Source organism: Manganibacter manganicus (assembly GCF_002075885.1).
GTDB classification, from domain to species: Bacteria; Pseudomonadota; Alphaproteobacteria; order Rhizobiales; family Rhizobiaceae; genus Mesorhizobium; species Mesorhizobium manganicum.
Genome location: NZ_MDET01000001.1, coordinates 297,987 through 323,417, shown reverse-complemented (window position 1 = coordinate 323,417; position 25,431 = coordinate 297,987). Strand labels below are relative to the sequence as shown.

Annotated in this window: 22 protein-coding genes; 10 read left to right on the top strand and 12 right to left on the bottom strand. The window is 61.4% G+C overall.

The features are described from left to right. The first annotated feature begins 49 nt into the window (after positions 1-49). Positions 50-949, top strand: a complete 900-nt coding sequence (locus BFN67_RS01490) for a DMT family transporter (protein ID WP_080917800.1) — start codon at positions 50-52, stop codon at positions 947-949. Here BFN67_RS01490 and BFN67_RS01485 read toward each other — a convergent pair. After that, entirely contained in the window at positions 937-2,157 is a 1,221-nt protein-coding gene (locus BFN67_RS01485) for an AI-2E family transporter (RefSeq protein WP_080917799.1), read from the bottom strand. The two genes, BFN67_RS01490 and BFN67_RS01485, sit on opposite strands and share 13 nt — an antisense overlap. Positions 2,158-3,054: 897 nt before the next feature. On the opposite strand from BFN67_RS01485, the gene BFN67_RS01480 reads away from it, so the two are divergent. Further along, a complete protein-coding gene (locus BFN67_RS01480; RefSeq protein WP_080917798.1) occupies positions 3,055-3,468 on the top strand; it encodes a winged helix-turn-helix transcriptional regulator in 414 nt (137 codons plus the stop codon). 20 nt (positions 3,469-3,488) lie between these two features. Here BFN67_RS01480 and parC read toward each other — a convergent pair whose 3' ends face one another. Continuing rightward, entirely contained in the window at positions 3,489-5,747 is a 2,259-nt protein-coding gene (parC, locus tag BFN67_RS01475) for a DNA topoisomerase IV subunit A (protein ID WP_080917797.1), read from the bottom strand. Between the two features lie 192 nt (positions 5,748-5,939). Here parC and BFN67_RS01470 point away from each other — a divergent pair, with 192 nt between their 5' ends. After that, on the top strand, positions 5,940-7,133 hold the full coding sequence (locus tag BFN67_RS01470; protein WP_080917796.1) for a hypothetical protein: 1,194 nt from the start codon (positions 5,940-5,942) through the stop codon (positions 7,131-7,133). Between the two features lie 51 nt (positions 7,134-7,184). Here the strand turns inward: BFN67_RS01470 and BFN67_RS01465 are convergent, their stop codons facing one another. Continuing rightward, complete coding sequence (locus BFN67_RS01465; RefSeq protein ID WP_080917795.1) at positions 7,185-7,724, bottom strand: GNAT family N-acetyltransferase; 540 nt, start codon at positions 7,722-7,724, stop codon at positions 7,185-7,187. Between the two features lie 219 nt (positions 7,725-7,943). Between BFN67_RS01465 and rirA the strand changes: the two genes are divergently transcribed. After that, the gene (gene rirA / locus BFN67_RS01460; RefSeq protein WP_080917794.1) at positions 7,944-8,405 is read left to right on the top strand and encodes an iron-responsive transcriptional regulator RirA; all 462 of its coding nucleotides are present in this window, start codon (positions 7,944-7,946) and stop codon (positions 8,403-8,405) included. Between the two features lie 27 nt (positions 8,406-8,432). Here the strand turns inward: rirA and BFN67_RS01455 are convergent, their stop codons facing one another. The 5 genes from BFN67_RS01455 to hemP are packed head-to-tail and all read right to left on the bottom strand — an operon-like array spanning position 8,433 to position 12,535. Further along, positions 8,433-9,221 carry a heme ABC transporter ATP-binding protein gene (locus BFN67_RS01455; RefSeq protein ID WP_080917793.1) on the bottom strand — a complete coding sequence of 263 codons (789 nt, stop codon included), beginning with the start codon at positions 9,219-9,221 and terminating at the stop codon, positions 8,433-8,435. A 5-nt stretch (positions 9,222-9,226) separates the two neighbouring features. Continuing rightward, positions 9,227-10,327 (bottom strand): FecCD family ABC transporter permease, encoded by a 1,101-nt coding sequence (locus BFN67_RS01450; RefSeq protein ID WP_080917792.1) that lies wholly within the window; start codon positions 10,325-10,327, stop codon positions 9,227-9,229. A gap of 15 nt (positions 10,328-10,342) precedes the next feature. Then, positions 10,343-11,233, bottom strand: coding sequence for a heme/hemin ABC transporter substrate-binding protein (locus tag BFN67_RS01445; RefSeq protein ID WP_080917791.1), 891 nt, complete (start codon positions 11,231-11,233; stop codon positions 10,343-10,345). Next, positions 11,230-12,267 (bottom strand): hemin-degrading factor, encoded by a 1,038-nt coding sequence (locus BFN67_RS01440; protein ID WP_080917790.1) that lies wholly within the window; start codon positions 12,265-12,267, stop codon positions 11,230-11,232. Before BFN67_RS01440 ends, BFN67_RS01445 begins: the two co-directional genes overlap by 4 nt. Before the next feature lie 58 nt (positions 12,268-12,325). Continuing rightward, positions 12,326-12,535, bottom strand: coding sequence for a hemin uptake protein HemP (gene hemP / locus BFN67_RS01435; RefSeq protein ID WP_080917789.1), 210 nt, complete (start codon positions 12,533-12,535; stop codon positions 12,326-12,328). Between the two features lie 219 nt (positions 12,536-12,754). On the opposite strand from hemP, the gene BFN67_RS01430 reads away from it, so the two are divergent. From BFN67_RS01430 to hmuQ, 4 genes are read left to right on the top strand one after another with little or no spacing between them, the layout of a single operon-like run. Continuing rightward, positions 12,755-14,875: a TonB-dependent hemoglobin/transferrin/lactoferrin family receptor gene (locus tag BFN67_RS01430; RefSeq protein ID WP_425349729.1), complete on the top strand. Its 2,121-nt coding sequence runs from the start codon at positions 12,755-12,757 to the stop codon at positions 14,873-14,875. A gap of 7 nt (positions 14,876-14,882) precedes the next feature. Then, positions 14,883-15,329 carry a hypothetical protein gene (locus BFN67_RS01425; RefSeq protein WP_080917936.1) on the top strand — a complete coding sequence of 149 codons (447 nt, stop codon included), beginning with the start codon at positions 14,883-14,885 and terminating at the stop codon, positions 15,327-15,329. Between the two features lie 23 nt (positions 15,330-15,352). Further along, positions 15,353-16,597, top strand: a complete 1,245-nt coding sequence (locus tag BFN67_RS01420) for an energy transducer TonB family protein (protein ID WP_080917787.1) — start codon at positions 15,353-15,355, stop codon at positions 16,595-16,597. A 35-nt stretch (positions 16,598-16,632) separates the two neighbouring features. After that, entirely contained in the window at positions 16,633-16,947 is a 315-nt protein-coding gene (gene hmuQ, locus BFN67_RS01415; protein ID WP_080917786.1) for a heme-degrading protein HmuQ, read from the top strand. 92 nt (positions 16,948-17,039) lie between these two features. Here hmuQ and putA read toward each other — a convergent pair whose 3' ends face one another. Beyond that, the gene (putA, locus tag BFN67_RS01410; protein WP_080917785.1) at positions 17,040-20,651 is read right to left on the bottom strand and encodes a bifunctional proline dehydrogenase/L-glutamate gamma-semialdehyde dehydrogenase PutA; all 3,612 of its coding nucleotides are present in this window, start codon (positions 20,649-20,651) and stop codon (positions 17,040-17,042) included. Positions 20,652-20,838: 187 nt separating this feature from the next. On the opposite strand from putA, the gene BFN67_RS01405 reads away from it, so the two are divergent. Next, positions 20,839-21,276: an Lrp/AsnC family transcriptional regulator gene (locus tag BFN67_RS01405; protein ID WP_080917784.1), complete on the top strand. Its 438-nt coding sequence runs from the start codon at positions 20,839-20,841 to the stop codon at positions 21,274-21,276. A gap of 12 nt (positions 21,277-21,288) precedes the next feature. Here the strand turns inward: BFN67_RS01405 and BFN67_RS01400 are convergent, their stop codons facing one another. Continuing rightward, positions 21,289-21,825, bottom strand: coding sequence for a FixH family protein (locus BFN67_RS01400; RefSeq protein WP_245295121.1), 537 nt, complete (start codon positions 21,823-21,825; stop codon positions 21,289-21,291). Positions 21,826-21,862: 37 nt separating this feature from the next. Here BFN67_RS01400 and BFN67_RS01395 point away from each other — a divergent pair, with 37 nt between their 5' ends. Further along, positions 21,863-22,783 carry a sugar kinase gene (locus BFN67_RS01395; RefSeq protein ID WP_080917934.1) on the top strand — a complete coding sequence of 307 codons (921 nt, stop codon included), beginning with the start codon at positions 21,863-21,865 and terminating at the stop codon, positions 22,781-22,783. A 14-nt stretch (positions 22,784-22,797) separates the two neighbouring features. On the opposite strand, the gene BFN67_RS01390 is transcribed toward BFN67_RS01395, so the two are convergent. Continuing rightward, on the bottom strand, positions 22,798-23,817 hold the full coding sequence (locus BFN67_RS01390) for an aldose epimerase family protein (RefSeq protein ID WP_080917783.1): 1,020 nt from the start codon (positions 23,815-23,817) through the stop codon (positions 22,798-22,800). Positions 23,818-23,883: 66 nt separating this feature from the next. After that, positions 23,884-25,341: an NAD-dependent succinate-semialdehyde dehydrogenase gene (locus BFN67_RS01385; RefSeq protein WP_080917782.1), complete on the bottom strand. Its 1,458-nt coding sequence runs from the start codon at positions 25,339-25,341 to the stop codon at positions 23,884-23,886. Positions 25,342-25,431: the final 90 nt, after the last annotated feature.

Sequence of the window (25,431 nt, the reverse complement as noted above, 5' to 3'; positions counted from 1 at the left end):
TTTGGGCGCAGCCGCGCAACAATTCCCGTTCTTTCCGGAGTGCTCCCCCGTGTCCGAAAAAACTTCCGATCACGCGAAGGGCCTCGCCCTGACCGCTTTCGGTGGCCTCATACTCACGGTCGATATCCCGCTGATCCGGCTTGCCGACGGCGAAGCCTGGTCGATCCTGATGGTGCGCACCGGCGCCACCTTCCTCATGGCGCTGGTGATCTGGGTCGTATGGCGGCTGCTGACGCCGAAGGCGCCGCAACTGATCCCCGGCCGCGCCGGTGTCGCGTCCTGCGTGCTTTATGGCCTCGGCTCGATCACTTTCGTCACCGCCGTCTTCCACACCTCGACGGCCGATCTCGTTTTCATCCTCGCCTTCAACACCATGTTCGCCGCCCTGCTCTCCTGGCTTTTCCTGAAAGAGCGGCCGCAGCCGGTAACGCTGGCAGCCATGGCGGTGATGATCGTCGGCGTGCTCATCATCGTCGGCGCCTCACTCGGCACCGGCAATCTGTTCGGCAATCTGATGGCGCTGAGTTCGGCATTCTGCATCGCCGCCGCCATCACCATCTCGCGCGCCAGCGGCAAGGATATGGGCTTTACCGCGCTGGTCGGCGTGGTCTTCCCCTTCGCCGTCGCGGCGTTCATGGTCGCGCAGAACGGCTTTTATATCTCAGTGCCGGGCTGGATCATCTTCAACGGCGCGGTCGTCATGCCGATCTCGTTCTTCTGCTTGGCCAATGGCCCGAAATATATCTCAGGCCCGGAAGTGGCGATGTTTTATCTGCTGGAAACGGTGCTGGCGCCGGTCTGGGTGTGGATGATCTTTTCCGAACAGCCCTCGCGCTCCAGCCTTGTCGGCGGCACGATCCTGATCGTCACGCTGATCGCCCATTCCATGTGGCAATTGCATCAGGGGCGAAAACGGCGCGCCGCCTCGATCGTCCGTCATCCGGCCTGAGAACGCTGCCGCTCCAGCTTCGCGCTGCCGGCAATGCGGCGCGGCTCATCCTCGTTTTCCGGAACGGCTGACGCGGCGGCGAGATTGTCCGCCTCCTCGGCCTCATGCACCCATTCGCGCCAGATCGCCACCAGCAACGCCATCAGCACCGGGCCGATGAACAGGCCGAGGAAGCCCATCGTCTTGACACCGCCGATCAGGCCGAAAAAGGTCGGCAGGAATGGCAGCTTGATCGGCCCGCCTACCAGCTTGGGCCGCAGCGTCTTGTCGACGATGAACAGTTCCAGCGCGCCCCAGACAAATAGCGCCGCACCGGCGAATTGCGAACCACTGGCCACCAGATAGATCGACACCAGCGTGAACGACAGCGGCGCACCGCCGGGGATAAGCGCCATGATGCCGGTCAGCGCACCGAGCGTGACCGGCGAAGGCACGCCGGCCAGCCAGTAGGCGAAACCCAGCACGACCCCCTCGCCGATGGCGATCAACGTCATGCCGGTGACGGTGGAGGAGATCGTCGCCGGCACCACGCGCGAGAAACGCTCCCAACGTGTCGGCAGGATGCGCTCGCCCAACCGGTCCACCTGTGCTGCGAACGCCTCGCCGTCACGATAGGCGAAGAACAGCGCGATCATCATGAAGATCATCGTCAAAAGCAGCCCGAAGGCGCTGCCGCCGGCGGCCAGGACGGTGCGGTAGATGCTGCCGATATTGGCGCCGCTGACTAGTTGGATCACCTCGCCGACACCGCCGGGATGACCGAGATTGACGGTCCATAGCTCGTTCAGCCAGGGGCCGATCAAGGGCAGCGTGGCAATCCAATGCGGGGTCGGCGCGCCGCTATGATTGGCCTCGACCGCCCATGTCACCCATTCATGCACCTCGTTGGTGGCATAGGTTCCGGCCAGCGAAACCGGAACGACAAGAAAAGCGAGGATCAGCAGGATAGCGAGCGTCGCCGCCAGGGTCCGATTGCCGTCAACCGCGGCCAGAAGCCTGCGATAAAGCGGCCAGCTTGCAAAGGCGACGACAAGGGCCGCCAGAACCGGGAACAGAAAGCCGTGGAAGAAATAGACGCCGGCCGCCACGATCAGCACCAGCAGCCAGCGCGCCGCCGACAGCGGCGGGATGACGGCCGAGCGGATCGGCGTCGTCACACCGAAAAGCCTCGGCTCGCGCCGCGCCTTGTTGATCTGCGGTTCTTTCAAACGCTGCGCTCCATATTCATAGACACGGGCTTATCGCCATATCCCAAGCCTATCGGCTATCATAGTGCCGCATTCATGGCGGTCCGCCAATCGAGTCAACGCGGCGGCAAATGTGGACGGAATCGCAATAACGTCGACGCGAAACGATTGATACCATTCATATTGCGAACAGGCGGTGAACGCATGACCCTGACGAATGACCGGAATGGGTGCGTGCGGAGGCAATGCCGCTACATCAGCCCCCATGGTGAGGTGCGCAGCGAAGCGGAGCCTCGAACCACGAGGGCGGCTCCAGTTTGAGCAGTGCGTCGTTCGAGACGGCAGCTCACGCTGCCTCCTCACGATGAGGGAGGTTTTGTAACGTCGCCGCCTCAAAGCAATGACACGGGCGCTACATCAACCCTCATGGTGAGGTGCGCAGCGAAGCGGATCCTCGAAGGGCGGGGGCGGCTCCAGTTTGAGCAGCGCGTCGTTCGAGACGGCAGCTCACGCTGCCTCCTCACGATGAGGAGATTTGTGTAACGTCGCCGCCTCAAAGCAACGACACGGGCGCTACATCAGCCCTCATGGTGAGGCGCGCAGCGTAGCGGAGCCTCGAACCACCAGGGCGGCTCCAGTTCGCGTGGATGGAAATGTGTCGCCTGCCGCAGCCGATGAAAATAATCCCGTTATCGAACAAGTGCTTGCCCAATTTACGACGATTTTCCGCTCCGCCCTTTATCCACACCCAGGGCCGCAAGGCAGCGTGGCGATGATGAAGCGCGTTTGTCACCAGCCGGCAGGAGACCGGACCTCCTTATTGCGGTGCAATAGAAAAGGCGCCCCGCAGCCACTACATGGGCAGGACCATCAGGCCGGGCGGGTCTCGGGGCGTCTACAAATCGAGGTTGGAAAACGATGAACGGGACAGACAATCCGACTCGGGAAAACAACGACTGTGGTGATGCCGCCCCCTACATAACCTTCCTGGAAGCCATGAAACCGCTGACCGGAAAATGGAAGATCGAGATATTGTGGGCGCTGGCACAGCAGACCCGCCGCTTCGGCGAATTGCGGCGCGCCCTGCCCGGCATCACCCAGCACATGCTCTCGCTGCGGCTGCGCGAACTGGAGGCGGAAGGGCTGGTCAAACGCACCGTCTATCCCGAAAACGTGCTGCGCGTCGAATATGAAATCAGCGAGGCGGTACACGGCCTGAAGCCGGTTTTCCAGGCGGTCATCGCGTGGTCGCAGCAATACGGGCCGCTGTCTCGGCGCACCGGCGATCAGGCGGCGGAAACCTCATCCAGCGGCAAGGACATGGCGGCCTGAAACAAGGCCTTTCAAGTCAGTCAGCCAAACCTGCCGGTTCTCGGAAAGCCCTTCGGCACCATCCGCCCGGCAGCGGCGCGATTGCCGATCCATTCGGTGAGTTCGGCTTGCGGCCGCGTGAAGGTGCGATCTGCCGAATCGCGCCAGCTCAATCCCTCGGCCATGGTGAAGCACTTGATGTCGAGGACGCCGCCGTCCTTGTATCTTTGCAGGCGCACGCCCTTGCCGCGCGTCATTTCCGGGATCTCGGTCAGCGCAAACACCAGCATCTTGCGGTTCTCGCCGATGATCGCGACATGGTCGCCCTCGATCGCAAAGCAGAAGCGCGCCTCGTCGGGCGCCTTGACGTTCATCACCTGCCGGCCCTTGCGGGTATTGGCGACGACGTCGTCCTCCGGCACGACGAAACCGTTGCCCTGATGCGAGGCAAGCAGCAATTTCCGCTTCGGCTCATGCACGAAGGCCGTGACGATATCCTGATCGTTCTCCATGTCGACGATGATGCGCACCGGTTCGCCATGGCCGCGCCCGCCCGGCAGGCGGTCGGCGCCGATGGTGTAGAATTTGCCGCCGGTGGTGAAGATCAGGATCTTGTCGGTGGTCTGGGCATGGAAGGCGGTTTTCAGCGCATCGCCCTCCTTGAAGGCGAGTTGCGAATAATCGGAAAGATGGCCTTTCAACGCGCGCAGCCAGCCCTTTTGCGAGACAACGACGGTGACCGGCTCCTTCTCGATCATCGCCTGGGCGATGTCGGCGAGATCATGCTCGGGCGCTTCGGCGAAGGTCGTGCGGCGCGGCCCGAGTTCCTTGTTGTCCTCGGGGCCGAAATCCCGGCGCACCTTCTGGATTTGCCAGCCGATCGTCTTCCACTGCTTCGCTTCCGAGCCAAGCAGTTCCTCGATCTGTTTCTTTTCCGCGCTGAGTCCGTCGAACTCCTTGCGGATCTCGAATTCCTCCAGCTTGCGCAGAGCGCGCAGGCGCATATTGAGGATCGCCTCGGCCTGGACATCGCTGAGGTCCCACCGCGCCATCATCACCTGCTTCGGCTCGTCCTCCTCGCGAATGATGCGGATGACCTCATCGATATTGAGATAGGCGATAAGGTAACCGGCAAGGATTTCCAGCCGCCGCTCGATCTCGCCAAGGCGATGACGCGAACGGCGCAAAAGCACCTCGCGGCGATGCTCCAGCCATTCGACGAGCACCGCCTTGAGCGACAGCACGTTCGGCACCTTGCCGCGCGACAGAACGTTCATGTTGAGCGAGAAACGGCTCTCAAGCTCGCTGAGCTTGAACAGCGACTCCATCAGCAGGCCGGCATCGACGGTGCGGCTCTTCGGCACCAGCACGATGCGGATGTCTTCCGCGCTCTCGTCGCGTATGTCTTCGAGCAGCGGCAGTTTGCGGGCGATCAGATGCTCGGCGATCTTCTCGATGAGCCTGGCCTTCTGGACGCCGTAGGGGATTTCTGTGACGACGATGACCCAGGTGCCCCGACCCTGATCTTCCTGATGCCACCTCGCCCGGACGCGAAACCCGCCGCGCCCGCTTTCATAAGCTTCGAGGATAGACGCGCGGCTGTCGATGACGATGCCGCCGGTCGGGAAATCCGGCCCCTGCACGAATTGCATCAGGTCGGCCACGGAAGCGTCGCGATGATCGATCAGATGAAGCGCCGCGTCGCACAGTTCCGCCGCGTTGTGCGGCGGGATCGAGGTCGCCATGCCGACGGCAATGCCCGACGAACCATTGGCAAGCAGGTTCGGGAAGGCGCCCGGCAGCACGGCCGGCTCCTCGTCTTCTTCATTATAGGTGGGGCGGAAATCGACGGCATCCTCGGTGATGCCTTCCAGAAGGCCGGTCGCCACCTCGGTCATGCGCGCTTCGGTGTAGCGCATGGCAGCGGCGTTATCGCCATCGATATTGCCGAAATTGCCCTGCCCGTCCACCAGCGGGTAGCGCATGGAGAAATCCTGCGCCAGCCGCACCAGCGCGTCATAGATCGACTGGTCGCCATGCGGATGGAACTTGCCCATCACCTCGCCGACGATGCGGGCACATTTGGCAAAGCCCTGGTCGGGATTGAGCCGAAGCAGCCGCATGGCATGCATGATGCGGCGGTGGACAGGCTTCAGCCCGTCGCGCACATCCGGCAGAGCGCGGTGCATGATCGTCGAAAGCGCATAAGCGAGATAGCGCTCCTCGAGCGCCTTTTTCAGATCGACCGGCTCGATATTGTCGTCGTCACCGCCTCCTGGCGGCAAAAGCCCTTTTCCCATGGCTTGGAACTAGCCGAGAGGGTGATTCGCGGCAAGGGCAAGATGAAATCGGCTCGGCATGAAAAATCGTCGATTGCCTTTTCCCACGGTTTTCGCCATTTGTCTCGGTCTCGCTTTGCGCCGGCCGGTATTTTTTCAAGGCAGGCACGGTGCAGGTATGCATAGGATTTCAGCTACTCTTAGGAGCACGCAATGAGGACCATTCCCGCAACTGTCAGCAAACTGGCCTTCGCAGGTCTTCTCGCCGTCCTGCCCCTGCACTCGGCCTTCGCGCAGGATGCGACCGCCGTTGCCGAGCGTCTCAAGACATTGCTGGCCGGGCAAGGCCTCGAACTCACCTGGAGCGGCGTTGACGGCGACGCCTCGAAGATGACGCTTGAAAGCGTCATGGTGAAAGCGGCGGGTGAAAAGGACGGATTGCCGATCGGCGACATCGTTCTGGAAGGCGTCAGCGAGGATAATGGCGGCTACACCATCGACACCGCCTCCACCGGAAATTTCACGCGCACCAAGGACGGCACGACCATCGAGTTGAGCCCCTTCGTCATGCATGGCGTCAGCCTGCCGGCGGAAGGCAGCACCGACCCGCTTGCCTCGATCATGATGTACAAATCGGCCAATCTCGACCATCTCACCGTCAAGAAGGGCGACAAGACCGCCTTTTCACTCGAGAATTTCACGGTGGACGTTACCCTGCCGGCCGACGGCAATCCGCTCGAATTCAAGGGCAGCGTGGAGGAGTTCACCGGCGATCTTTCACTGGTCAAGGACCCTAAATCCAAACAGGCCATCGACGCGCTCGGCTACCAGACCATTTCCGGCAATATGAAGATGGCCGGTTCCTGGCAGCCTTCGGACGGCCAGATGGTCCTGTCCCAATACGACATCGCCGTGGACAATGCCGGCACATTCGGCCTGACATTCAGCATCGGCGGCTACACGCTGGATTTCATCAAGTCTCTGCAGGATCTCCAGAAGAAGATGGCGGCGCAGCCGGAAGGCGCGGACTCTTCCGCACAAAGCATGGCCATGCTCGGCCTGATGCAGCAATTGACCTTCACCAGCGCGTCAATTCGTTTCGACGACGATTCGCTGACCAACAAGATCCTCGACTATGTCGGCAAGCAGCAGGGCATGTCCGGCAAGGACATCGCCAACCAGGCCAAGGCGATCGTGCCCTTCGGGCTGGCGCAACTCAATAATCCCGAATTGACCGCTCAGGCCTCCAAAGCCGTAAACGCTTATCTCGACGACCCCAGAAGCATCGAGATCACGGCGAAGCCGGCGACGCCGGTGCCCTTCGCCATGATCGCGGCCGGCGCCATGTCCGACCCGAAGACCCTGACCAAGACGCTGGGCGTTTCGGTCACGGCAAATCAGGATTGACCGGATAAAAACAAAGTGCCCGACGGGCCGCGTCGATGGCGCGGCCTTTCCTCAGACTCTGCCTTGAGCTCGCCCGGCGGCCCTCTCGAACACCGGCCTCAATGGTTCCAGATCGATCGTGCCGACAGCCTCGCCGTCTTCAAAGCTGAGGGTCGCGCTAAAGCGCCGCGCCAGTGCCCGCATCGCCGCATTCTGGGCATGCGTGGTCACGCGCAATCTCGTATATCCAAGTCCCCTTGCCTGCGCGATCAGCCGCTCGAACAATTTGCCGCCAATGCCACGATGCTGCAAATGATGCTCGACCGAAAAGGCAATCTCGGCAGTCGGCTCCGCTTCTTCGGCCCGCTCGTGCAGTTCGGCCGCGCCCAGCACCTCGTCATCCTCGACATAGCCAATCACCGCCGTGCCCTGGGCAAACGAGCGATCCGCATAGCAGACGATGAATTCGTCGCTGGTCAGGCCATTGAATCGGTCCCGGCGGCTCTGCGCATCAAGGCGCAGCAGATGCGCGCGAAAACGCGGCAGGTCGGACGGTCGCAACTGGCGGATAACGCCTTTGGCCGGGAGAAGATGAATGATGTGGCTTTCCATGTCGTCGTCCTCGTGGGTCCTCCCCGAGTCGCATCTCGACATGCGTGATATCGTGCCTCGCAACATCACCTGCAAGCCGCGTTGGCGGATAGCAGCCCTGTCCGACACGCAAAGGTGACGAATTAAATCACCTATAATGCCGGGCCTGTCTGGAATTATTCCAAGGTATAGGCCATATTCGGCAAAGCAGCCTGCGGGCTCGCTTCGAAAGGACGTCCCATGCGACTGACACGCCAAACCAATTACGCCATCCGTATCCTGATGTACTGCGCCGCCAATGACGGGCAACTCAGCCGAATTCCCGAAATCGCCGCGGCCTACTCGGTTTCGGAACTGTTCCTGTTCAAGATATTGCAGCCGCTGGTCGAAAACGGCCTCGTCAAGACCGTGCGCGGCCGCCATGGCGGCGTGAGGCTCGGCAAGCCGGCCGAGGAGATCAACCTGTTTGATGTCGTGCGCGTGACGGAGGAAAGCTTCGCCATGGCCGAATGTTTCGAGAACGACGCGACCGACTGCCCGCTCATCGACAGTTGTGGCCTGAATTCGGCCTTGCGTGAGGCGCTCGGCGCGTTCTTCGCGGTCCTCGAGCGCCACACCATTGCCGAACTCGCCGCCAAGCGGCCGCTGATGCGTGATCTGCTCGGCATCGATCAACTGGAACGGCACGCGCCGGCCGCCTGATATTTCCGGTAAGCCGCCAGATAATTCTCAGTAGACGGATTGCGGCAGGACGAAGGGCATCCCCTTCGGTGGGAGCTTGCCGACCTGCAACCGGCAGCCGAATACCGTCTCGACCAGCCTGTCGTCGAGGATGTCGCCCGGCGCTCCCGTTGCGGAAAGCTGCCCACGGTGCATGACACACAGCCTGTCGGCATACATCGCCGCCAGATTGAGATCGTGCAGAATGGCGACGACACCGCCGCCCTGGCCGGCGAAATCGCGGGCAATATCCATGATGGTCAACTGGTGCCTGATGTCGAGGCTCGATACCGGCTCGTCCAGGAACAAATAGCGGGGCTGGCCATCCAGCACCGGCGCCCAGACCTGGCAGAGCACGCGGGCGAGTTGCACGCGCTGCTGTTCGCCGCCGGAAAGTTCCTGATAGAAGCGGCCGGCGAAGCCGTCGAGATCGACACGCGCCAGCGCGCGTTCGGGCAAGCGGCCCTCCTCGCCCGCCGAGACGCCGGACCGTCCACCGACCAATCCCAGCCGAACGACCTCGCGCACGGTGAACGGAAAGGCCAGCACGGCCGCCTGCGGCAGCACGGCACGCAGGCCCGCCGCCTTCACCGGCTTCATCGCGGCAAGGTCCTGCCCGTTGAGGCTGACCCTGCCGCCATAGGCCAGTTCGCCGCAAAGCGCCTTGAGAAAGGTCGTCTTGCCTGATCCGTTCGGCCCGACGATGACGGTGATTTCACCCGCTCGCGCCTGGAAATCGACGCCGGAAACAATGCGCCGTCTACCGATTTCAACCGTCAGGTCCTGGGCTTCGATCATGGCGCTCAAAGGTCCAGAATGCCGCGCTTGCGCAGCAATATCCAAAGGAAGAACGGCGCGCCGGCAAAGGCGGTGACGATGCCGATCGGCAGTTCTGCCGGTGAAACGACGGTGCGCGCCACGGCATCGGCCAGAAGCAGAAGCGTGGCGCCCAGAAGCGCCGAAGCCGGCAGCAGATAGCGGTTGTCCGGCCCGATGGCGAGGCGAAGCAGATGCGGCACGACAATGCCGATGAAGCCGATGCCGCCGCTGACAGCGACGGCCGAACCGACAGCCGCCGCCACGCCGACGATGGCGACATATTTCAGCCGCTGCACGGCGATCCCCAGATGGGTTGCGGTGGCTTCGCCCAGCGCAAGCGCATTCAGGCCCCGCGCCAGAAACGGCATTGCCGCCAGCGAAAGCACGATCACCGGCGCCACGACGCCGATCTTCTGCCACGTCGCGCCCGCCAGCGAGCCGAGCGACCAGAAGGTCAGGTCGCGCAATTGCCTGTCATCGGCGACGAAAATCAGAACCCCGGTTGCCGCCATGGCCAGCGCCGCAAGCGCGATGCCGGCAAGCAGCATGGTGGCGACGGAGGTTTGCCCGCGCCGCGTCGCCACTTGGTAAAGCACCAGCGTGACCGCAAGGCCGCCGCAAAAAGCCGCCAGCGGCAGTGTGAAAGTCCCGAAAAATGCCATGAGCGGAGCAAGCATACTGCCGCCGAGCACGATAATGGCAACCGCCCCGAGGCTGGCCCCTGCCGAAACGCCGATCAGGCCGGGATCGGCCAACGGGTTGCGGAACAGCCCCTGCATGACCGCGCCCGATACGGCAAGTGCTGCCCCCACCAGCACGCCCATCATCACGCGCGGCAGGCGGATATCATAGACGATCAGCCGGTCACGGGCGCTGAGCGCATCCATACCGCCGGAGGCCCCGAACAGCCCGTCGTGAAGAACGGCCAATGCGGAGGCATCGGATGCGCCGGACGTAAGGCTGAACAGCATCGCGGCACCGAGCGCGACACACAGGCCGGCAATGACCAGACGCGCGCGGGCGGACCGGTCCCCAGCCATACCCGATGCCATCCCGGAAAGCCCGGCCACCGACTGATCGGCCATTCGCGCCTGCTCCCGTCAGTTGGCGAGTTCGTCGCCATAGAGCGCGACGGCCAGATCGTGGATCGCTCCCGCCGTGCGCGGCCCGAAGCCCAGCAGGTAGGACCCGTCCATGCGCAGGACCCGTCGCTCGGCACCGGCCGGCGTGGCCGCAATCGCGGCATTGGCGAACAAGGCGTCGTCCGGAACCGCCGGGCCGGCATGGTCCATCATCAGGATCAGATCCGGCTTTGCCGTGATGATCGCCTCGTCCGACAATTGCTTGTAGCCGGAAAACCCGTCGATCGCATTGACCCCGCCGGCAAGCTGGATGATGCCGTTGGCGGCGGTGCCGCTGCCGGACGCCATGACCTTGCCGCCCTGCACCGACAGGATGAACAATACCCGCTTGCGCTTCTCGATACCCGTCGTCAGGTCTTCGGCGGCCTTCAACTCGCTATCCAACTCGCCGGCCAGCGCTTCGGCCTTGTCATCGACACCGAGCGCGGCACCGACAGCACGAACCTTGCCCAATATGCCCTGATGGTCGAAGCTTTCGGGAACCTCGATATAGGCGATATCGGCCTTCTTCAGCACATCGACTGTTTCGGCCGGCCCGCTGCCCTGCAACGCCAATATTCCGGTCGGATTGACGGACAACACACCTTCCGGCGAAAGCTGGCGCATATAGCCGACATCGGGCAGTTCCCGCGCCGCCGCCGGATAGGTGCTGGTCGAATCGCGGGCGACGAGCCGATCCTGTTCGCCAAGCGCATAGACGATCTCGGTGATCGACCCGCCGATCGAAACGATCCTTGCCTTGTCGGGAAATTCCTTCACGCCATCGGCGGCATGCGCGGCAAACGGCAGCCCGATTGCGATGGAAAGGCCGAATGCGGCGATGCGCGCCAGTTGCAGGAATCTGCTCATGGACGCGGCAGCCCTTCGGCCAGCGCGCGCCAGTCCGCCAGTTCCGGCTCGCCCTCATGGCGCTCGCCGAAGAACTGGATGATCAGCCGGCCGGCCGCGTCATAGGCTTCCAGCGAGGTGACATGGCCCTCGCCGGTCGGCTTGCGCACGCCCCAGACCTCATGGATATGGTCGAGCCGCAAATGCAGGTGGAACGTCTCGTCGAGCACGTTGAGCCATGGCCCCATGGGCTTGATGTTCTGAACCGGCCCCGAATGGATCTGCACGCAGCCGCCGCTGCCGACAAAGCACATGATCGGTAGTTCCTGCGCGACAGCCTGATCGAGCATGGTCGCGATAGCGCCGTCAGCAAGCCGCCAGGCATAGTCTTCTCCGACCAGATGCAGCGCCCGGCGCCGTTCGAGCTTCAATGTGCGCAGCATGCCGAAAAATTCGTGAACGTCCTTCAGCCGGCTCCAGCGAGCGCGCAAATCCGCAATGTCGACCTCACCAATTTCCGCCGGCTCGGCACGATCCGCCGCGATCACCTCGATGCCCGGATTCTGGTCGGCAGACAGAAGCTCGCCGACCAGTTTCTGATAGGCATAAAGATTGGACGACGCGCGCAGATGGATCTTGTGCACGGCATCGCCTGCCTTGTCGAAGAATTGCAGGCTGTGGCGCACCTCGCCTTCGCCGCGCTTTTCCACGGCGAAGCCATGCGCCCAGACTTTCGGGAAAATGCGCAGATCGATATCCCTGCCGAGCGCCATGGCGCTGTGATCGCCGGTCACGACCTTGTCGTAAACGCCGATCGTTTCATGCACGGCGCTTTCATTGCGCGTCAGCGCCATCACTTCGCCAACCGCTTCAAGGCCTTTCAGCAGGTCGTTGACGCGCGGCTCCAGCCGCCTGACACCGTCGCCGCAATGCGCGGCCACCAGTTCGACCTCCGAAATGCCAAGTTGCGCCGCAAGATCGCGCTCGCGCATTTTGGGATTTTCCGATCGTGCCCGCCTGATTTCCTGTGGGCCGGGCCTTACGCGCTGATCCATCGCTACACCTGTCTGCTGGCCCGCCCTGCGGCTGGCTGTAATTACGTGTTGACCGTGGTTACTTATTGAGAATGAGTTTGCCCTGCCGGGTGATCTTCAGCCGGTAGAGCGCACCGTGATGCTCGATGCCGATCTCGTGCTCGCCCTGGAAAAGCGCGCTGCTCGATAAAGTGCGCACCGAAAGAGGCATGGATTCGAAGCGCGGAGCCGGCTCCGTTTCCGAGCGGCGGTAGCGATGACGGAAACCGTCGGGCGTGTGCGAATTCATCTTGCCAAGTCCCTCTTTTCAACCGCCCCGCGGCCCCTGCCGGCGTCTGGTGAGAACGCCGATTCATTTCTTGACTATATCAATCATGTTTACTAGCAGTGCAATACCGGACTAAATGAGTCAAGATTAAAGGTCTGGAAAATTTCAATCGCAAGCGAGCGTCCGCGCCAGCCAGCGTCCAACAGGATTTTGGAGTTGAGCATGGGGTTGGGGATTCGTATGCGTATGGGGTCGTTCGGAACCGGGCGAGCGCCCGCAACAGCGCGAGCGAGCGCGGCCCTTTTGTCAGGCGTGGCGCTGGCGGCATTGGCTGGCACGCCGGCCATGGCGCAGGATATTTCCGGCCAGCAGGCGGTTGCCGGCCAGAACGTCGATGACGCGGGCACGGCAAAAGCCGCCGCCGAAAAGAACGCGAAAGGCGCGACCCTGCTCGACAGGGTTCTGCTCTTGAGCCGCACCGGTGAGACGGCGATCGAATCGCTGTCGTCTTCCAGCCATATCGACCAGGAACAGCTCGACCGGCGGATGGCCTCGACGGTGAGCGAAATGCTGTACGGCGTGCCTGGCGTGGCGGTACAGACGGGCGCCCAGCGGGTGAGATCCACCATCAACATACGCGGATTGCAGGATGCCGGACGCGTCGCCGTGCTCGTCGATGGCGCGCGGCAGAATTTCGGAATCATGGGCCATGACGCCGAAAGCCTGCTTTTCATCGACCCCGACCTCGTGAAGCAGGTAGACGTCATTCGCGGGCCGGTCGCAAACACCTACGGCTCGGGAGCCATTGGCGGTGTCGTTGCTTTCGAAACCAAAGACGCCTCGGATTTTCTGCACGATGGCGAAACATGGGCGGCGTCGACCACGGGTCGCTATGAGACCAATGGACAAGGTTGGACCACCGGCGCCACCGGCGCCTACCGCTTCAACGACGCAGCGGATATCATCGCCAACATCGTCTGGCGTGATTACGGAGAGTATAAGGATGGCGACGGCGATCGCGTGGGCGGCACCGGCTTCGACATGCTCAGCGGATTGGTCAAGACGACGATCCGTCCAACAGAAAACAGCGAATTGAAGCTCGGTTGGATCGGTTCGAAGGATGATTGGAGCAGCGTCGGCGGTGACGAGAACTACGATGTGAAGCAGAATACGTTCACCGCCCGTTACAACATCACGGACGAAGATAGGAAATGGCTCGACCTGCACATCAACACGTCGTTCAGCAAGGTCGATATGGACCGCGAAAGAGCCAGCGGCATTACCAATTACGGCCTCGATACATACGGCCTGGATATCTGGAATACATCCCGCTTCGACACCGGTGAGTTCTCTCACGAAGTCACCTATGGTGGAGATTGGCTGATGGACGATGTCGCCACGCACGCTCCCGGCGGCGGAAGTGACTTCTTCAATCCATCCGGCAAGCGCCGGTTATGGGGAGCCTACATTCAGGACAAGGTTACATATGATTGGCTGGAGGTGATCGGCGGGCTTCGCTACGATAATTATAGCCTCAAGGGAAATGGCGTGGACAATTCCGGTGATCGTGTGTCCCCGCGCATAACGGTCGGGGTTTCACCCTTCGACAGCGAGGCATTGAGCGGCCTGCAATTCTACGGAACCTATGCCGAAGGCTATCGCGCACCAACCGTCGCCGAAACGCTGATCAGCGGCATACATCCGGGAGGCGCGCCCTTCCCGTTCCTGCCCAATCCAAATCTTAAGCCCGAGACCGCAAAAACCTGGGAGTTCGGCACCAATTATCGGCTCAACGGCATTTTCAACAGCGACGACAATATTCGGCTCAAAGCAGCTTATTTCCACAACGACGTCGATGACTTCATCGGCTTCCAAGAGGGTAATCCAACCTGTTCAACGCCTTGGCCCTGCTCCCAACAAAATCAAAATTTCGCCAATGCGAAAATCGAAGGCTTCGAACTCCAGAGCCTTTATGATGCAGGCTGGGGTTACGTCGGCCTTTCCGCTTCGGTCATCAACGGACACAAAACGGACAAAAGCGGCATAAGAGAGGAACTTGATACTATTCCGTCCGCTCAGGTAACCGGGCAACTGGGCCTTCGTTTTCTTGAGGACAGGCTGCTTGTCGGCACCGAAGTGCAATACAATGCCGCACCCAGAGGCAACACCGTTGCCGGTGACTACACGCTGGTGAACGCGTTTGCCCAATACAACGTGAACGATAATCTCAAGGTCGATTTCCGCGTGGATAATCTCTTTGACGTGACCTATGTAAACGCACTTTCGGATCCATCCACTGGAGTCCTCTACGAACCCGGCATCACGTTGAAACTCGGTGCAACCATGCGATTTGGAGGCTGATGCAATCATGAAAACGGCAACCCTTTTTCTCTCGGCAGCCGTGATGACAGCGATGTCGTGGGGTGCGGTGGCGCAGGATACGGCCCAGGAATCCGCCAAGTCCGCCCCCGCACTTTCCCTCGAACTCAACGCGGTGCAGCCCTCCGACAAGGGCTGCCGCTTCACCTTCGTCATCCTCAATGATCTCGGCGCCGATCTCGACAGTGCGGCGTTCGAGGTCGCTCTGTTCAACATGGATGGCGTTGTCGATCGGTTGACGGTTCTGGATTTCAAGGAACTGCCAGCCGGCAAGACCAAGGTCACGCGCTTCGATCTTCCAGGGACCGATTGCGCCAAGGTCAGCCGTGTTCTTGTCAACAATGCCACCAAATGTTCCGGTAAGGGGATCAAGCCTGACGCGTGCATGAGCGCTCTCAAGACCGATACAAAGGGCAAGATCGCCTTCGGACTCTGATAGGAAAGACGGAAGTCTTGGGCATGGAACCGGCATTTTCACGCAACGTCTCAGCCTGGCCACCAGCCGGGACGGGCGTATTGCCGCTGGAGCCGGACGATCCTGCCATCGCGGTTCCGCCGAGCGCGCTCCGGCCATTTGTGCGCACGCCTGCCAACGAGAATTTCATCGCCGGCAACCGGAATGCTCCCGTCGCTCCGCCTGAACTCAAGGAACGAATTGGCGGCTCCAAAACCGAAGGCAAAAGGAAATGGCCTGCGGCCATCGTCGTCTCCTGCTGTCTCCACGCCGCCGCGGCTCTGGCATTCCTGACTGTGCCGGGCTCGATGATAGACCCTGCCGACCTGTCACAGATCCAGGGAGTGGATCAGGCCGGAGAGATGATTGCCGGCAACGCCGCCGAAGATCAGGTGAGTGCCGGCGATATCACCAATGTGACGCTCGTTCCCATGATAAGCGCGAAGCCGGTCGAGACGGTAAAAGCCGAGCCGGTCGATCCGGCCCGGACCGTCAAGCCGACCGAGCAAGCGGCAGCCGCGGCGCCGGTCACGGAAACGTTGGAGCCGGCGCGGGAACCAACAATGCCTGCAACAATCGACTCAACAATGGAAACGGCGACACCGGGCCACGAAATCCTTGCTGTGCAACGGGTCGAGCCCGATAATGCCAACAATGTAATTCAGCAATCCGCCACGACGGAGAAAGTGGAAGCGACACAACCCGCACACTCGCCGGAAGCTGCGGAAAAGATTGAGGAAATTCCCCAGGAAATCGAAGATCTGATCGTCGCCGAGGATATTCCGATACCGCAGCCGGCGCCGCCTCGGCCAGAGAAGAAGGCGGTCAAGACAGCGAAACACAAGCCCAGCGCCGGTTCCGGCGGCGCAGGCTCCAGGGATTCCAAGCGCGGCGAAGCCGACGGGCGGGACGCCGCCCAGGCCGCTCTCGCCAGCCAGGGCGCAAGCCGTTCAGGCATCGGCAACGCCGCCGTCTCCAATTATCCGGGCAAGATCGCCGCAAAGCTGCGGCGCGCGGCCCGAAACATTTCACGCGCGGCGCGCCGACAAGCCGACAGCAACGCGCAGGTGTCCTTTGTCGTGCGGAGCGATGGCGATGTTTCGTCCGTGCGTCTCGTCAGAAGTTCCGGCTCCCCGGATCTCGACAAGACCGCCGTCGCCATCATCCGCCGGGCGGCGCCGTTCCCGCCGATACCGCCGGAAGCGGATCGCGCAACGTGGGCTTTCACCTTACCGATCGGCCCATTCTGAACCACATTTTTCTTCACTAAAACAAGAGGATAGCTATGTACATCGCCATGAACCGTTTCAAAGTCCAGAACGGCCGGGAAGAGGAATTCGAAAATATCTGGAAGAACCGGAAATCCACCCTCGATGAAATGAAAGGCTTTCGGCAGTTTCATCTGCTGCGTGGTGCCTTCAACGAGGCGGAGAAGTACACTCTTTTCGCCTCGCACACGGTCTGGGATAGCCAGGAAGACTTTGTCACCTGGACGAAATCCGACAATTTCCGTGAGTCGCACAAGAATGCCGGCACCAGCAAATTGACCACCTATGGCCACCCGCAGTTCGAGGGTTTCTCGGCAGTGGAAGGCGCGTAAGCCTGCTGCTCAACGCATTGATAAATCAGAAAAAAGCGGTCGATCACGCTGATCGGCCGCCTCTTTGTCTTTCGGGTAGCGGTAGCCGTGTGTCAAACCGCCGCCAGCAGGCTGGCATTACCACCGGCAGCCGTCGTGTCCACGCAGACGGCGCGCTCATGCGCATAGGCCACCGGATACAGAACTTCCGAAACCACAGGCACGATCGGCCCCGCCCGTTCGGCTAGAGCACGGCGCAGTTGACGCACGCCGTCTGCGTCGCCCGACAAGGCGACAACATCGATCTCGAGCGAGGAAAGACCATCCGGATCAACCCGCGCATCGACGGCTGCAAGCGGCAGCCCCTTGCCGGTGAGCGCCGACAGGGCGGCAGAAGCACCCGGCGCGACGGCAAGCACCGCGTTGCCGGCAGCCAGCGCCTGAATCGCCTGTGTGAGCAGGGTCTCGGCATCCGGGCCGAGTGCAAGAACCCGCCCGCGCGGCACCAATGAGAGGGTGTTGGCCTCTCCCGTCGGGCCAGGCAGGTCGATCTGGCCGAAGTCGAGCGCGGCCGCGGCCGCAATTGCAGCAGCGCCCTTGCCCCGCAGATGTTTCCTCAGGATCGTCACACGGTCGGCGCGCATCGCCCAACCGCCGAGAGCCGGGTCAGGCATGTTGTCGGCCAGTTCCCTGGCTTTTGCCATGCGGCCTTCGGCAGCGACCGTGCCTGCTTCCGGACCCTTGCGGAAACGGCGCAGATAATGCGGCCCACCCGCCTTCGGCCCCGTGCCCGAAAGCCCTTCGCCACCAAAAGGTTGCGAGCCGACCACCGCTCCGATCTGGTTGCGGTTGACGTAGATGTTGCCGGCATCGATACCGTCGACGAAATGCTGGGCGCGGCCCTCGATGCGGGTGTGCAGGCCGAAGGTCAGCCCGTAGCCCTTGCGGTTGATCGCGGCGATCACCGCGTCGATCTTTTCGGCGTCGAATGTCGCGACATGCAGAACCGGGCCGAACACCTCGCGCTCCATCTCTTCGATACCTTTGACACGCAGCACATGCGGCGCGACGAAGCGGCCGTCTTTTGGTACGTCGAGCCGGGCAATTAGTTTGCCGTTCCTTTCCATCTCGGCACAATAATCACCGATCGCCTGCCGCGCCTCCTCGTCGATAACGGGGCCGACATCGGTGGAAATTTCCCACGGGTCGCCGACCTTCAACGCCTGCATGGCGCCGATCAGCATTTCGAGTACCTTCTTTTCCACATCCTTCTGGATATAAAGCACGCGCAAGGCCGAGCAGCGTTGGCCGGCGCTCTGGAAAGACGAGGCAATGATATCGCGCACCGCCTGTTCCGGCAGAGCGGTGGAATCCACGATCATGGCGTTCAGGCCGCCGGTCTCGGCAATCAACATCGCATCCGGCACGGCCGTGTCAGCCAATTGCCTTTCGATCAACTTTGCCACCTCGGTCGAACCGGTAAAGCACACACCCGCGATGCGCGGGTCGGCAGTCAGTGGTGCGCCGACCGTCGGCCCATCGCCGGGCAAAAGCTGGATGATATCTTCCGGAATGCCGGCGTCGCGCAGCAGTTCGACGGCGCGGTGAGCGATCAGCGGTGTCTGCTCAGCCGGCTTGGCGATCACCGCATTGCCGGTGACGAGCGCGGCCGCGACTTGTCCGGTGAAGATGGCAAGCGGGAAATTCCACGGCGAAATACAGGCGATGACGCCACGCGCTTCAGTACCATGCTCGGCATGCGCCGCTTCGCCGGCATAATAGCGCAGGAAATCGACCGCCTCACGTATCTCGGCCACCGCATCGGCCAGCGTCTTTCCTGCCTCACGCGTAGCAAGAGCAAAAAGCTCCACCGCATTCTTTTCATAAAGATCTGCGGCGCGGCGCAATATTGCAGCCCGCTCCGCGACGGGCTTGGCGGCCCAGCCGGGCTGCGCCTTGACGGCAAGGCCAACCGCCTTCGCCACCTGGGCAGGCGTGGCTTCCGTGACGGTGCCCACCAACTCGGAAGGTTTGGCCGGGTTCAACACCGGGTGCTGCCCGCCCTCTCCGACAGCGCGGGTCAACGGCCTGGCCTGCCAGCGATTCGCGCCGGCAAAGATCGTCTTGCATTTTTCAATCTCGGCCAGCGTTACGACATCGGTTATATCCCAGCCCTTTGCGTTCAACCTTCCATCGCCGAAGATCTCGCGCGGCCTGGGAATGTTGGGATTGGCTACCGATCCCTGCGTTTCGACAATCTCCAGCGGATCACGCGCAATCACTTGCGGCGGCACCGCATTGTCGGTCAGTTGGTGAACAAAGGAAGAGTTCGCACCGTTCTCCAGCAGGCGGCGCACCAAATAGGCAAGCAGGTCCGAATGCGCGCCAACCGGCGCATAAATGCGACAGCGCGTGCCCTCGACCTTACGCACGGCTTCATGCAGTTGCTCGCCCATTCCGTGCAGGCGCTGGAACTCGAAACTGTCCTTGTCATCCGCCATCGCCAGTATGGCGGCTACGGTATGCGCATTATGGGTGGCGAACTGCGGGTAGATGTGGTCGGACATCGCAAGCAACTTGCGCGCGCAGGCGATGTAGGAAACATCGGTGTTGGCCTTGCGGGTGAACACCGGATAGCCGGAAAGCCCCATCACCTGCGCTCGTTTGATCTCGGTATCCCAATAAGCGCCCTTGACCAGGCGAACCATGATCCTGCGATCCAGTGTCTTGGCCAGCGCATACAGCCAGTCGATTGCGAATGCGCAACGCGGGCCGTAAGCCTGCACCACGACGCCGAAACCGTTCCAGCCGGCAAGCCGCTCGTCCGCAAGCACGCGCTCGATGACATCGAGCGACAGATCGAGACGATCTGCCTCTTCTGCGTCGACGTTGAGGCCCATGCGGGCCTCGCGGGCGGCCATCGCCAGTGACAGCAGGCGCTCGATCATTACAGGCAGCATGGTTTCCTTCTGCACTACCTCGTAGCGTGGATGCAGCGCCGACAGCTTGACGGAAATGCCGTGATTGAAGCGGATGTCGGCGTTGCCCGCACTGCCGGCGAGCGCCGCGATGGCATCGGCATAGGCTTTCAGATAGCGCAAAGCGTCCTGTTCGGTGCGAGCCGCCTCGCCCAGCATGTCGAAGGAATAAAGATATCCCTTCGCGGTCATGGAGCGGCCGCGCTTGACGGCCTCGGCGATGGTACGGCCAAGCACGAACTGCTCACCCATCTCGCGCATCGCCGCCGCCACCGCCTTGCGGATGACGGGCTCGCCGAGACGCCTCACCATGCCGCGCAGCGTCCGATCGATCGATCCCTCGCCATCTTCGAGCACGCGCCCGGTCAGCATCAGCGCCCATGTCGAGGCGTTGACGAAGATGGAACTCGATTCGCCCGAATGTGCCGACCAGTCGTGCGGCGCGATCTTGTCGGCGATCAGGTCGTCCATGGTCTCGGCATCCGGTACGCGCAACAGCGCTTCGGCGAGGCACATCAGCGCCACGCCCTCCTTGGTGGAAAGGCCGTAGGCGGAAAGAAATACCTCCATCAGCCGCGGATCGGAGGAGCCGCGCACCGCCTTCACCAGATCGACTGCGCGCGCCATGATCGCCTTGCGTTGCTGCACCGACAGGTTGGCTGTCTCGATCAGGCGAGTCAGGGCAGCCGCTTCTTCGGGCAAGTAATTGGCACGCATCTGCTGGCGAATGGAATCTAGGATAGGCATGGGCGATCCTGATCAATCACGTGTTGAACGGCCGGCCGGAAGCACCTTCCAGCCCAAGTCCACAACAGTCTCTAGCACAAAGCCGATCGTCAAGCGGTCCAAAGAGATAGACAAGGAGGCCCAATCGATCTAGGAAATCGCAGTTGAACACTGAAAATGGATTACAATCCTGGCATCCGAAGACCGTTTGGACCGCATAGACCAGAGCATCGTGGCGGCGCTTTCCGGCAATGGCCGGCTATCCATGTCGGAACTGGCCGCAAAGGTCGGTCTATCCAAGACGCCGGTGCAAGCGCGCGTTAAGCGCCTGGAGAAGGGCGGCTTCATTCGCGGCTACGCGGCCATCATCGACCGCGCGCGCATGGGCGAAGGTCACGTCGCCTTCGTGCAAGTGAAACTGTCCGATACCCGCTCGGTCGCGCTCGACGCCTTCAATCGCGCCGTTCGCAACGTGCCGGAAATCGAGCAGTGCCATATGATGGCGGCAAGTTTCGATTATCTGCTCAAAGTCCGCACTCGCGACATTGCCGCCTATCGTCGCGTACTCGGCGAGCGCATCTCGGCTTTGCCGCATGTCGCGCAAACCTCCACCTTTGTTGCGATGGAGACGGTGAAGGACAAATAGTCCGACAGAACCTCAAAGCATGAGGTTGAACACGGTAGTGTCGGAGCCGTTCGAAGCCGAGACGGTAAAGCGCATCTGCCACCAGCCGCTAGCGTCGAACTTGATCCTTTCGATGCGATAATGCCCGCCGCCGAGATAGGCTGTTGCCTGCGGACTGGTCGGTAATAGGCGGTTACTGCGCGGCATACCGCCTGAAATATCGATTGCCGCATTAATCACCGGCTTTCCGGCGCGCGTCTTGACGGTAAGCAGCCAGGATTGGACGCCGCCAACTCGCACCGCCCCAGTTTCAGGACGGATGCTGACCAGAAACAGGCCAGCCCCGGATTTCTTCGATCGCGCCAAATCAGGCCCAGGCTCGCTGCCTTGACCGCTGAAATGCACTGCAGCGGCGATTCCGGCCAGAACCAGCGCAACAGCGCCGGCCTTCACAAGATATCGCCATAGCGAGGTAAAAACCGCTTTCCTCATCGTATGAGCGCCCGTGGCCTCAAAAATAGTGAACTCGCGAAAATCGTCATTTGTCAAACATGGTGTTGCGGTCAGCAAAAAGCTACAGCAGCTACATCACAGGGAGATGAAAGACATGACCGTCAAGGGCGTCGCCGCTATCGGCGAATGCATGTTGGAACTGTCGGGCCGGTCAGGCGACAGTTGGCGGATGGGATTTGCCGGCGATACATTCAACACGCTTTGGGCGTTGCATGCGCTGAGCGGCGAACGACCGGCGACGTACATTTCGGCCTTCGGCGATGACCCGTTTTCCCGCGATCAGATCGACTTTCTTGCCGGTCATGGAATCGGTATCGGCGCGAGCCCGATCATCGCAGGCGCCCGGCCTGGCCTTTACGCCATCACGCTGACCGGAGCCGAGCGTTCTTTCACCTATTGGCGCAACGACGCGGCGGCACGACAATTGGCGGCCGACCCGTCAGCCCTTGAAAGAAGCCTTAAAAATCAGTCTCTTGTCTATTTTTCCGGAATCACTTTGGCAATTCTGGACGCGCCTGCGCGCGAAGTGCTTCTGGCGGCAATCGCTGCTGCCCGTGCCGCCGGCTCGCTGATCGCCTTCGACCCTAATTACCGACCACGGCTCTGGCCGAGCCTGGCGGTCGCGCAGGCAGCCGTCTCACAGGCGCTGGCTGTCACGGATATTGCCTTGCCGACATTTCCCGATGAACAGATGTTGTTTGGTGACGTCGAGCCAGCCGCGACCGGCGCGCGGTTGGCGAAAACAGTCAATGAAATTGTCGTCAAGAATGGCGAGGCACCGGCTCTCGTTTTGGCGGCCCACCAGCAGGAACAAGTTCCGGCTATCCAAGTGGCGACGCCAGTCGATACCACCGGTGCCGGCGATTCCTTCAATGGCGGCTACCTCGCGGCCCGCCTTGCCGGGTATGCGCCGGCAGAGGCCGCGCGCCGCGCTCATCAGGTAGCCGCAGCGGTCGTGCAGGTTCGTGGCGCGCTGGCGCCTTTCGATGTGTTGCAAGCGGCGTTTGAGGGCTAAAAGCGGCTCGCTTTTTACCCCATCCGAAACCGATATTCGGTAACGTGATGGTAGGTCTCGCCGGGAAGAAGCTGCGCCTGCGGGAAATAGGGCCGGTTAGGGGCATCCGGCCAGACTTGCGGTTCGAGGCAAAAGCCGGAAAACGGCCTGTAGCCAAGCCCGCTCAAGCCGGGACCGGTTGGGGTCACATATTGGCCGGTGTAGAACTGAACGCCGGGCTCGGTCGTCCAAAGTTCCATTTCAACGCCTGAAACCGCCCCCTGCACCCATGCAGCCTGCTTCAGCGGGCCATGACTCGATGTCAGGCAGAAATTCTGGTCATAAGCAACCTGTTCGCCTTCGATCTTCATCTCGATCGGTCGTGCCTGGCGGAAGTCAAAGGGCGTATCATCAACCGGTTCCACCACACCGGTCGGAACCAGGTCGCCATCGGCAGGCAGATACGCGCCAGCATTGAGCATCAGCCGATGCCCGAGAATATCGGTTACCCCGCCGTCGTTCAGGTTGAAATAGGAATGCTGGGTCATATTGCAGATGGTGGGCTCGTCGCACGTCGCGGTCAGTTCGACCGAAAGCGTTCCGGGCAGTTTGACCCGATAGGTGCAAGTCGCCTCCAAAGCGCCGGGAAAACCCATCGTGCCGCCCGGATCGTGCAGGGAAAGTGTCACGAAATCGCGCCCATGCAGGACAACTGTCCAAGGCCGCCGCGAATAGCCAAAAGAGCCGCCATGCAATGTATGGCGACCATGCGCATTGCGTTCAGTCTGATACCGGTTCCCGCCGATGGTAAAACGGCCTTCGCGAATACGGTTGGTGTAACGTCCGACCAGAGCGCCGAAATGCGCCGTATCGTTCTCATATAATTCGAAGCGGTCGTAGCCAAGCACCAGCGGCGCATCATGGCCGACCAGGCGCAGATCCTGAATTATCGCACCCCAATTGACGATGTTGGCGCTCAAGCCGCCACCACGGATGGTGAAGCGGCGGATAGCCTCCCCCGCCTCGGTAGTCCCGAAAACCTCGCCGTCTTTCATCGATTATACCCGCCGGTGCGCCATCACGGCATCCGCACCGACATTAACAAATTCCACAGCTTTGAATCAGAGACCGAGACCGCCGATGCACACATATTTGGTATCAAGATAGTCATCGATGCCCTGATGCCCGCCCTCCCGACCGAGACCGGACTCCTTGACCCCGCCGAATGGCGCCTCCGGAGTGGTGATAACGCCCTCGTTCACGCCGACCATGCCGTATTTCAACCCTTCCATGACCCGGAAGGCGCGGCCGAGATCACCGGTGTAGAAATAGCAGGCAAGGCCGAATTCAGTGTCATTAGCGAGCGCCACTGCATCTTCTTCCTTTTCAAATTTAAAGACAGGCGCCAACGGTCCGAAGATTTCGTCCTTCATGAACTTCATGTCACGCGTGGCACCTGAAATCACCGTCGGTTGGAAGAAGGAGCCGCCGAGTTCATGGCGCTTGCCGCCGGCAACCACATTGCCGCCCTTGGCCACCGCGTCTCCGATGAACTCCTCGACCTTCTCCACCGCTTTTTCATCGATCAGTGGGCCTTGTTGCACGCCGTCTTCCAGACCTGGCCCCACTTTCAGTGCGTGAGCGGCAGCCGCCAGTTTTTCGACGAACTGGTCGTGGATGCCAGCCTGTACGAAGAACCGATTGGTACACACACATGTCTGGCCGGAATTTCGAAATTTCGCGGCAATCGCGCCCTGCACGGCGCGATCGAGATCGGCGTCGTCGAAGACCAGGAACGGCGCATTACCGCCAAGTTCCATCGAGACCTTCTTGACCGTCGCCGCCGATTTCTGAATCAGCATCTTGCCGACCTCGGTCGAGCCCGTGAAGGTGATCTTCTTGACCAAGGGGTTGGCGCACAGCTCATCGCCGATTTCACCGGCCGCGCCGGTGACGATGTTCACCACGCCTTTCGGCACACCGACCTCTTCGCACAGAGCACCCCAGGCAAGGCCCGAATACGGTGTTTGCGAGGCCGGCTTGACCACCGCCGTGCAACCAGCCGCAATGGCCGGACCGATCTTGCGCGACAGCATGGAGGACGGGAAATTCCATGGCGTGATGGCCGCGATCACCCCCACCGGTTCGCGCGTCACCAGCACGCGCCGATCGGTCCATGGCGAAGGCACCACATCGCCGTAAGCGCGCCGCGCCTCCTCGGCGAACCACAGCACATAAGCGGCGGAAGAGCCGATTTCGCCGCGCGACTCGGTCAACGACTTGCCTTGCTCGATGGTCAGCAGTTCGGCCAGCGCCTCCTGATTGTCCATGATGGCGTCATGCAACTTTCGCAACAGTTTGGAGCGTTCGAGCGCCGAGGTCTTGCGGAAAGTCCGGAACGCGCGATCTGCCGCTTCGATGGCGCGACGTGTCTCGGCTCCACCAGAACGCGGTACGGTTCCGATCTTTTGTCCGGTAGCCGGGTTGATGACATCGATCGTCTTGCCGGAATCGGCCTGCACCCATTCGCCGTCGATCAGGTTCGCTTCGCGCATGAAATGGCTTGTTTTCTGAAGCATGCTTAAACCTCCGCTGGACGCTGGCAGCGCCGCTGTCACGATTTCGACCGCGCTCTTACCCTAAGGTAAGACCAACGATCAATCGCTCGC

What these genes read in the sequence shown, in the direction of transcription:
- BFN67_RS01480 (WP_080917798.1), top strand. Translation starts at nt 3,055, where the DNA reads ATGAACGGGACAGACAATCCGACTCGGGAAAACAACGACTGTGGTGAT.
- parC (WP_080917797.1), bottom strand. Translation starts at nt 5,747, where the DNA reads ATGGGAAAAGGGCTTTTGCCGCCAGGAGGCGGTGACGACGACAATATC.
- BFN67_RS01470 (WP_080917796.1), top strand. Translation starts at nt 5,940, where the DNA reads ATGAGGACCATTCCCGCAACTGTCAGCAAACTGGCCTTCGCAGGTCTT.
- BFN67_RS01465 (WP_080917795.1), bottom strand. Translation starts at nt 7,724, where the DNA reads ATGGAAAGCCACATCATTCATCTTCTCCCGGCCAAAGGCGTTATCCGC.
- rirA (WP_080917794.1), top strand. Translation starts at nt 7,944, where the DNA reads ATGCGACTGACACGCCAAACCAATTACGCCATCCGTATCCTGATGTAC.
- BFN67_RS01455 (WP_080917793.1), bottom strand. Translation starts at nt 9,221, where the DNA reads ATGATCGAAGCCCAGGACCTGACGGTTGAAATCGGTAGACGGCGCATT.
- BFN67_RS01450 (WP_080917792.1), bottom strand. Translation starts at nt 10,327, where the DNA reads ATGGCCGATCAGTCGGTGGCCGGGCTTTCCGGGATGGCATCGGGTATG.
- BFN67_RS01445 (WP_080917791.1), bottom strand. Translation starts at nt 11,233, where the DNA reads ATGAGCAGATTCCTGCAACTGGCGCGCATCGCCGCATTCGGCCTTTCC.
- BFN67_RS01440 (WP_080917790.1), bottom strand. Translation starts at nt 12,267, where the DNA reads ATGGATCAGCGCGTAAGGCCCGGCCCACAGGAAATCAGGCGGGCACGA.
- hemP (WP_080917789.1), bottom strand. Translation starts at nt 12,535, where the DNA reads ATGAATTCGCACACGCCCGACGGTTTCCGTCATCGCTACCGCCGCTCG.
- BFN67_RS01430 (WP_425349729.1), top strand. Translation starts at nt 12,755, where the DNA reads ATGCGTATGGGGTCGTTCGGAACCGGGCGAGCGCCCGCAACAGCGCGA.
- BFN67_RS01425 (WP_080917936.1), top strand. Translation starts at nt 14,883, where the DNA reads ATGAAAACGGCAACCCTTTTTCTCTCGGCAGCCGTGATGACAGCGATG.
- BFN67_RS01420 (WP_080917787.1), top strand. Translation starts at nt 15,353, where the DNA reads ATGGAACCGGCATTTTCACGCAACGTCTCAGCCTGGCCACCAGCCGGG.
- hmuQ (WP_080917786.1), top strand. Translation starts at nt 16,633, where the DNA reads ATGTACATCGCCATGAACCGTTTCAAAGTCCAGAACGGCCGGGAAGAG.
- putA (WP_080917785.1), bottom strand. Translation starts at nt 20,651, where the DNA reads ATGCCTATCCTAGATTCCATTCGCCAGCAGATGCGTGCCAATTACTTG.
- BFN67_RS01395 (WP_080917934.1), top strand. Translation starts at nt 21,863, where the DNA reads ATGACCGTCAAGGGCGTCGCCGCTATCGGCGAATGCATGTTGGAACTG.
- BFN67_RS01390 (WP_080917783.1), bottom strand. Translation starts at nt 23,817, where the DNA reads ATGAAAGACGGCGAGGTTTTCGGGACTACCGAGGCGGGGGAGGCTATC.
- BFN67_RS01385 (WP_080917782.1), bottom strand. Translation starts at nt 25,341, where the DNA reads ATGCTTCAGAAAACAAGCCATTTCATGCGCGAAGCGAACCTGATCGAC.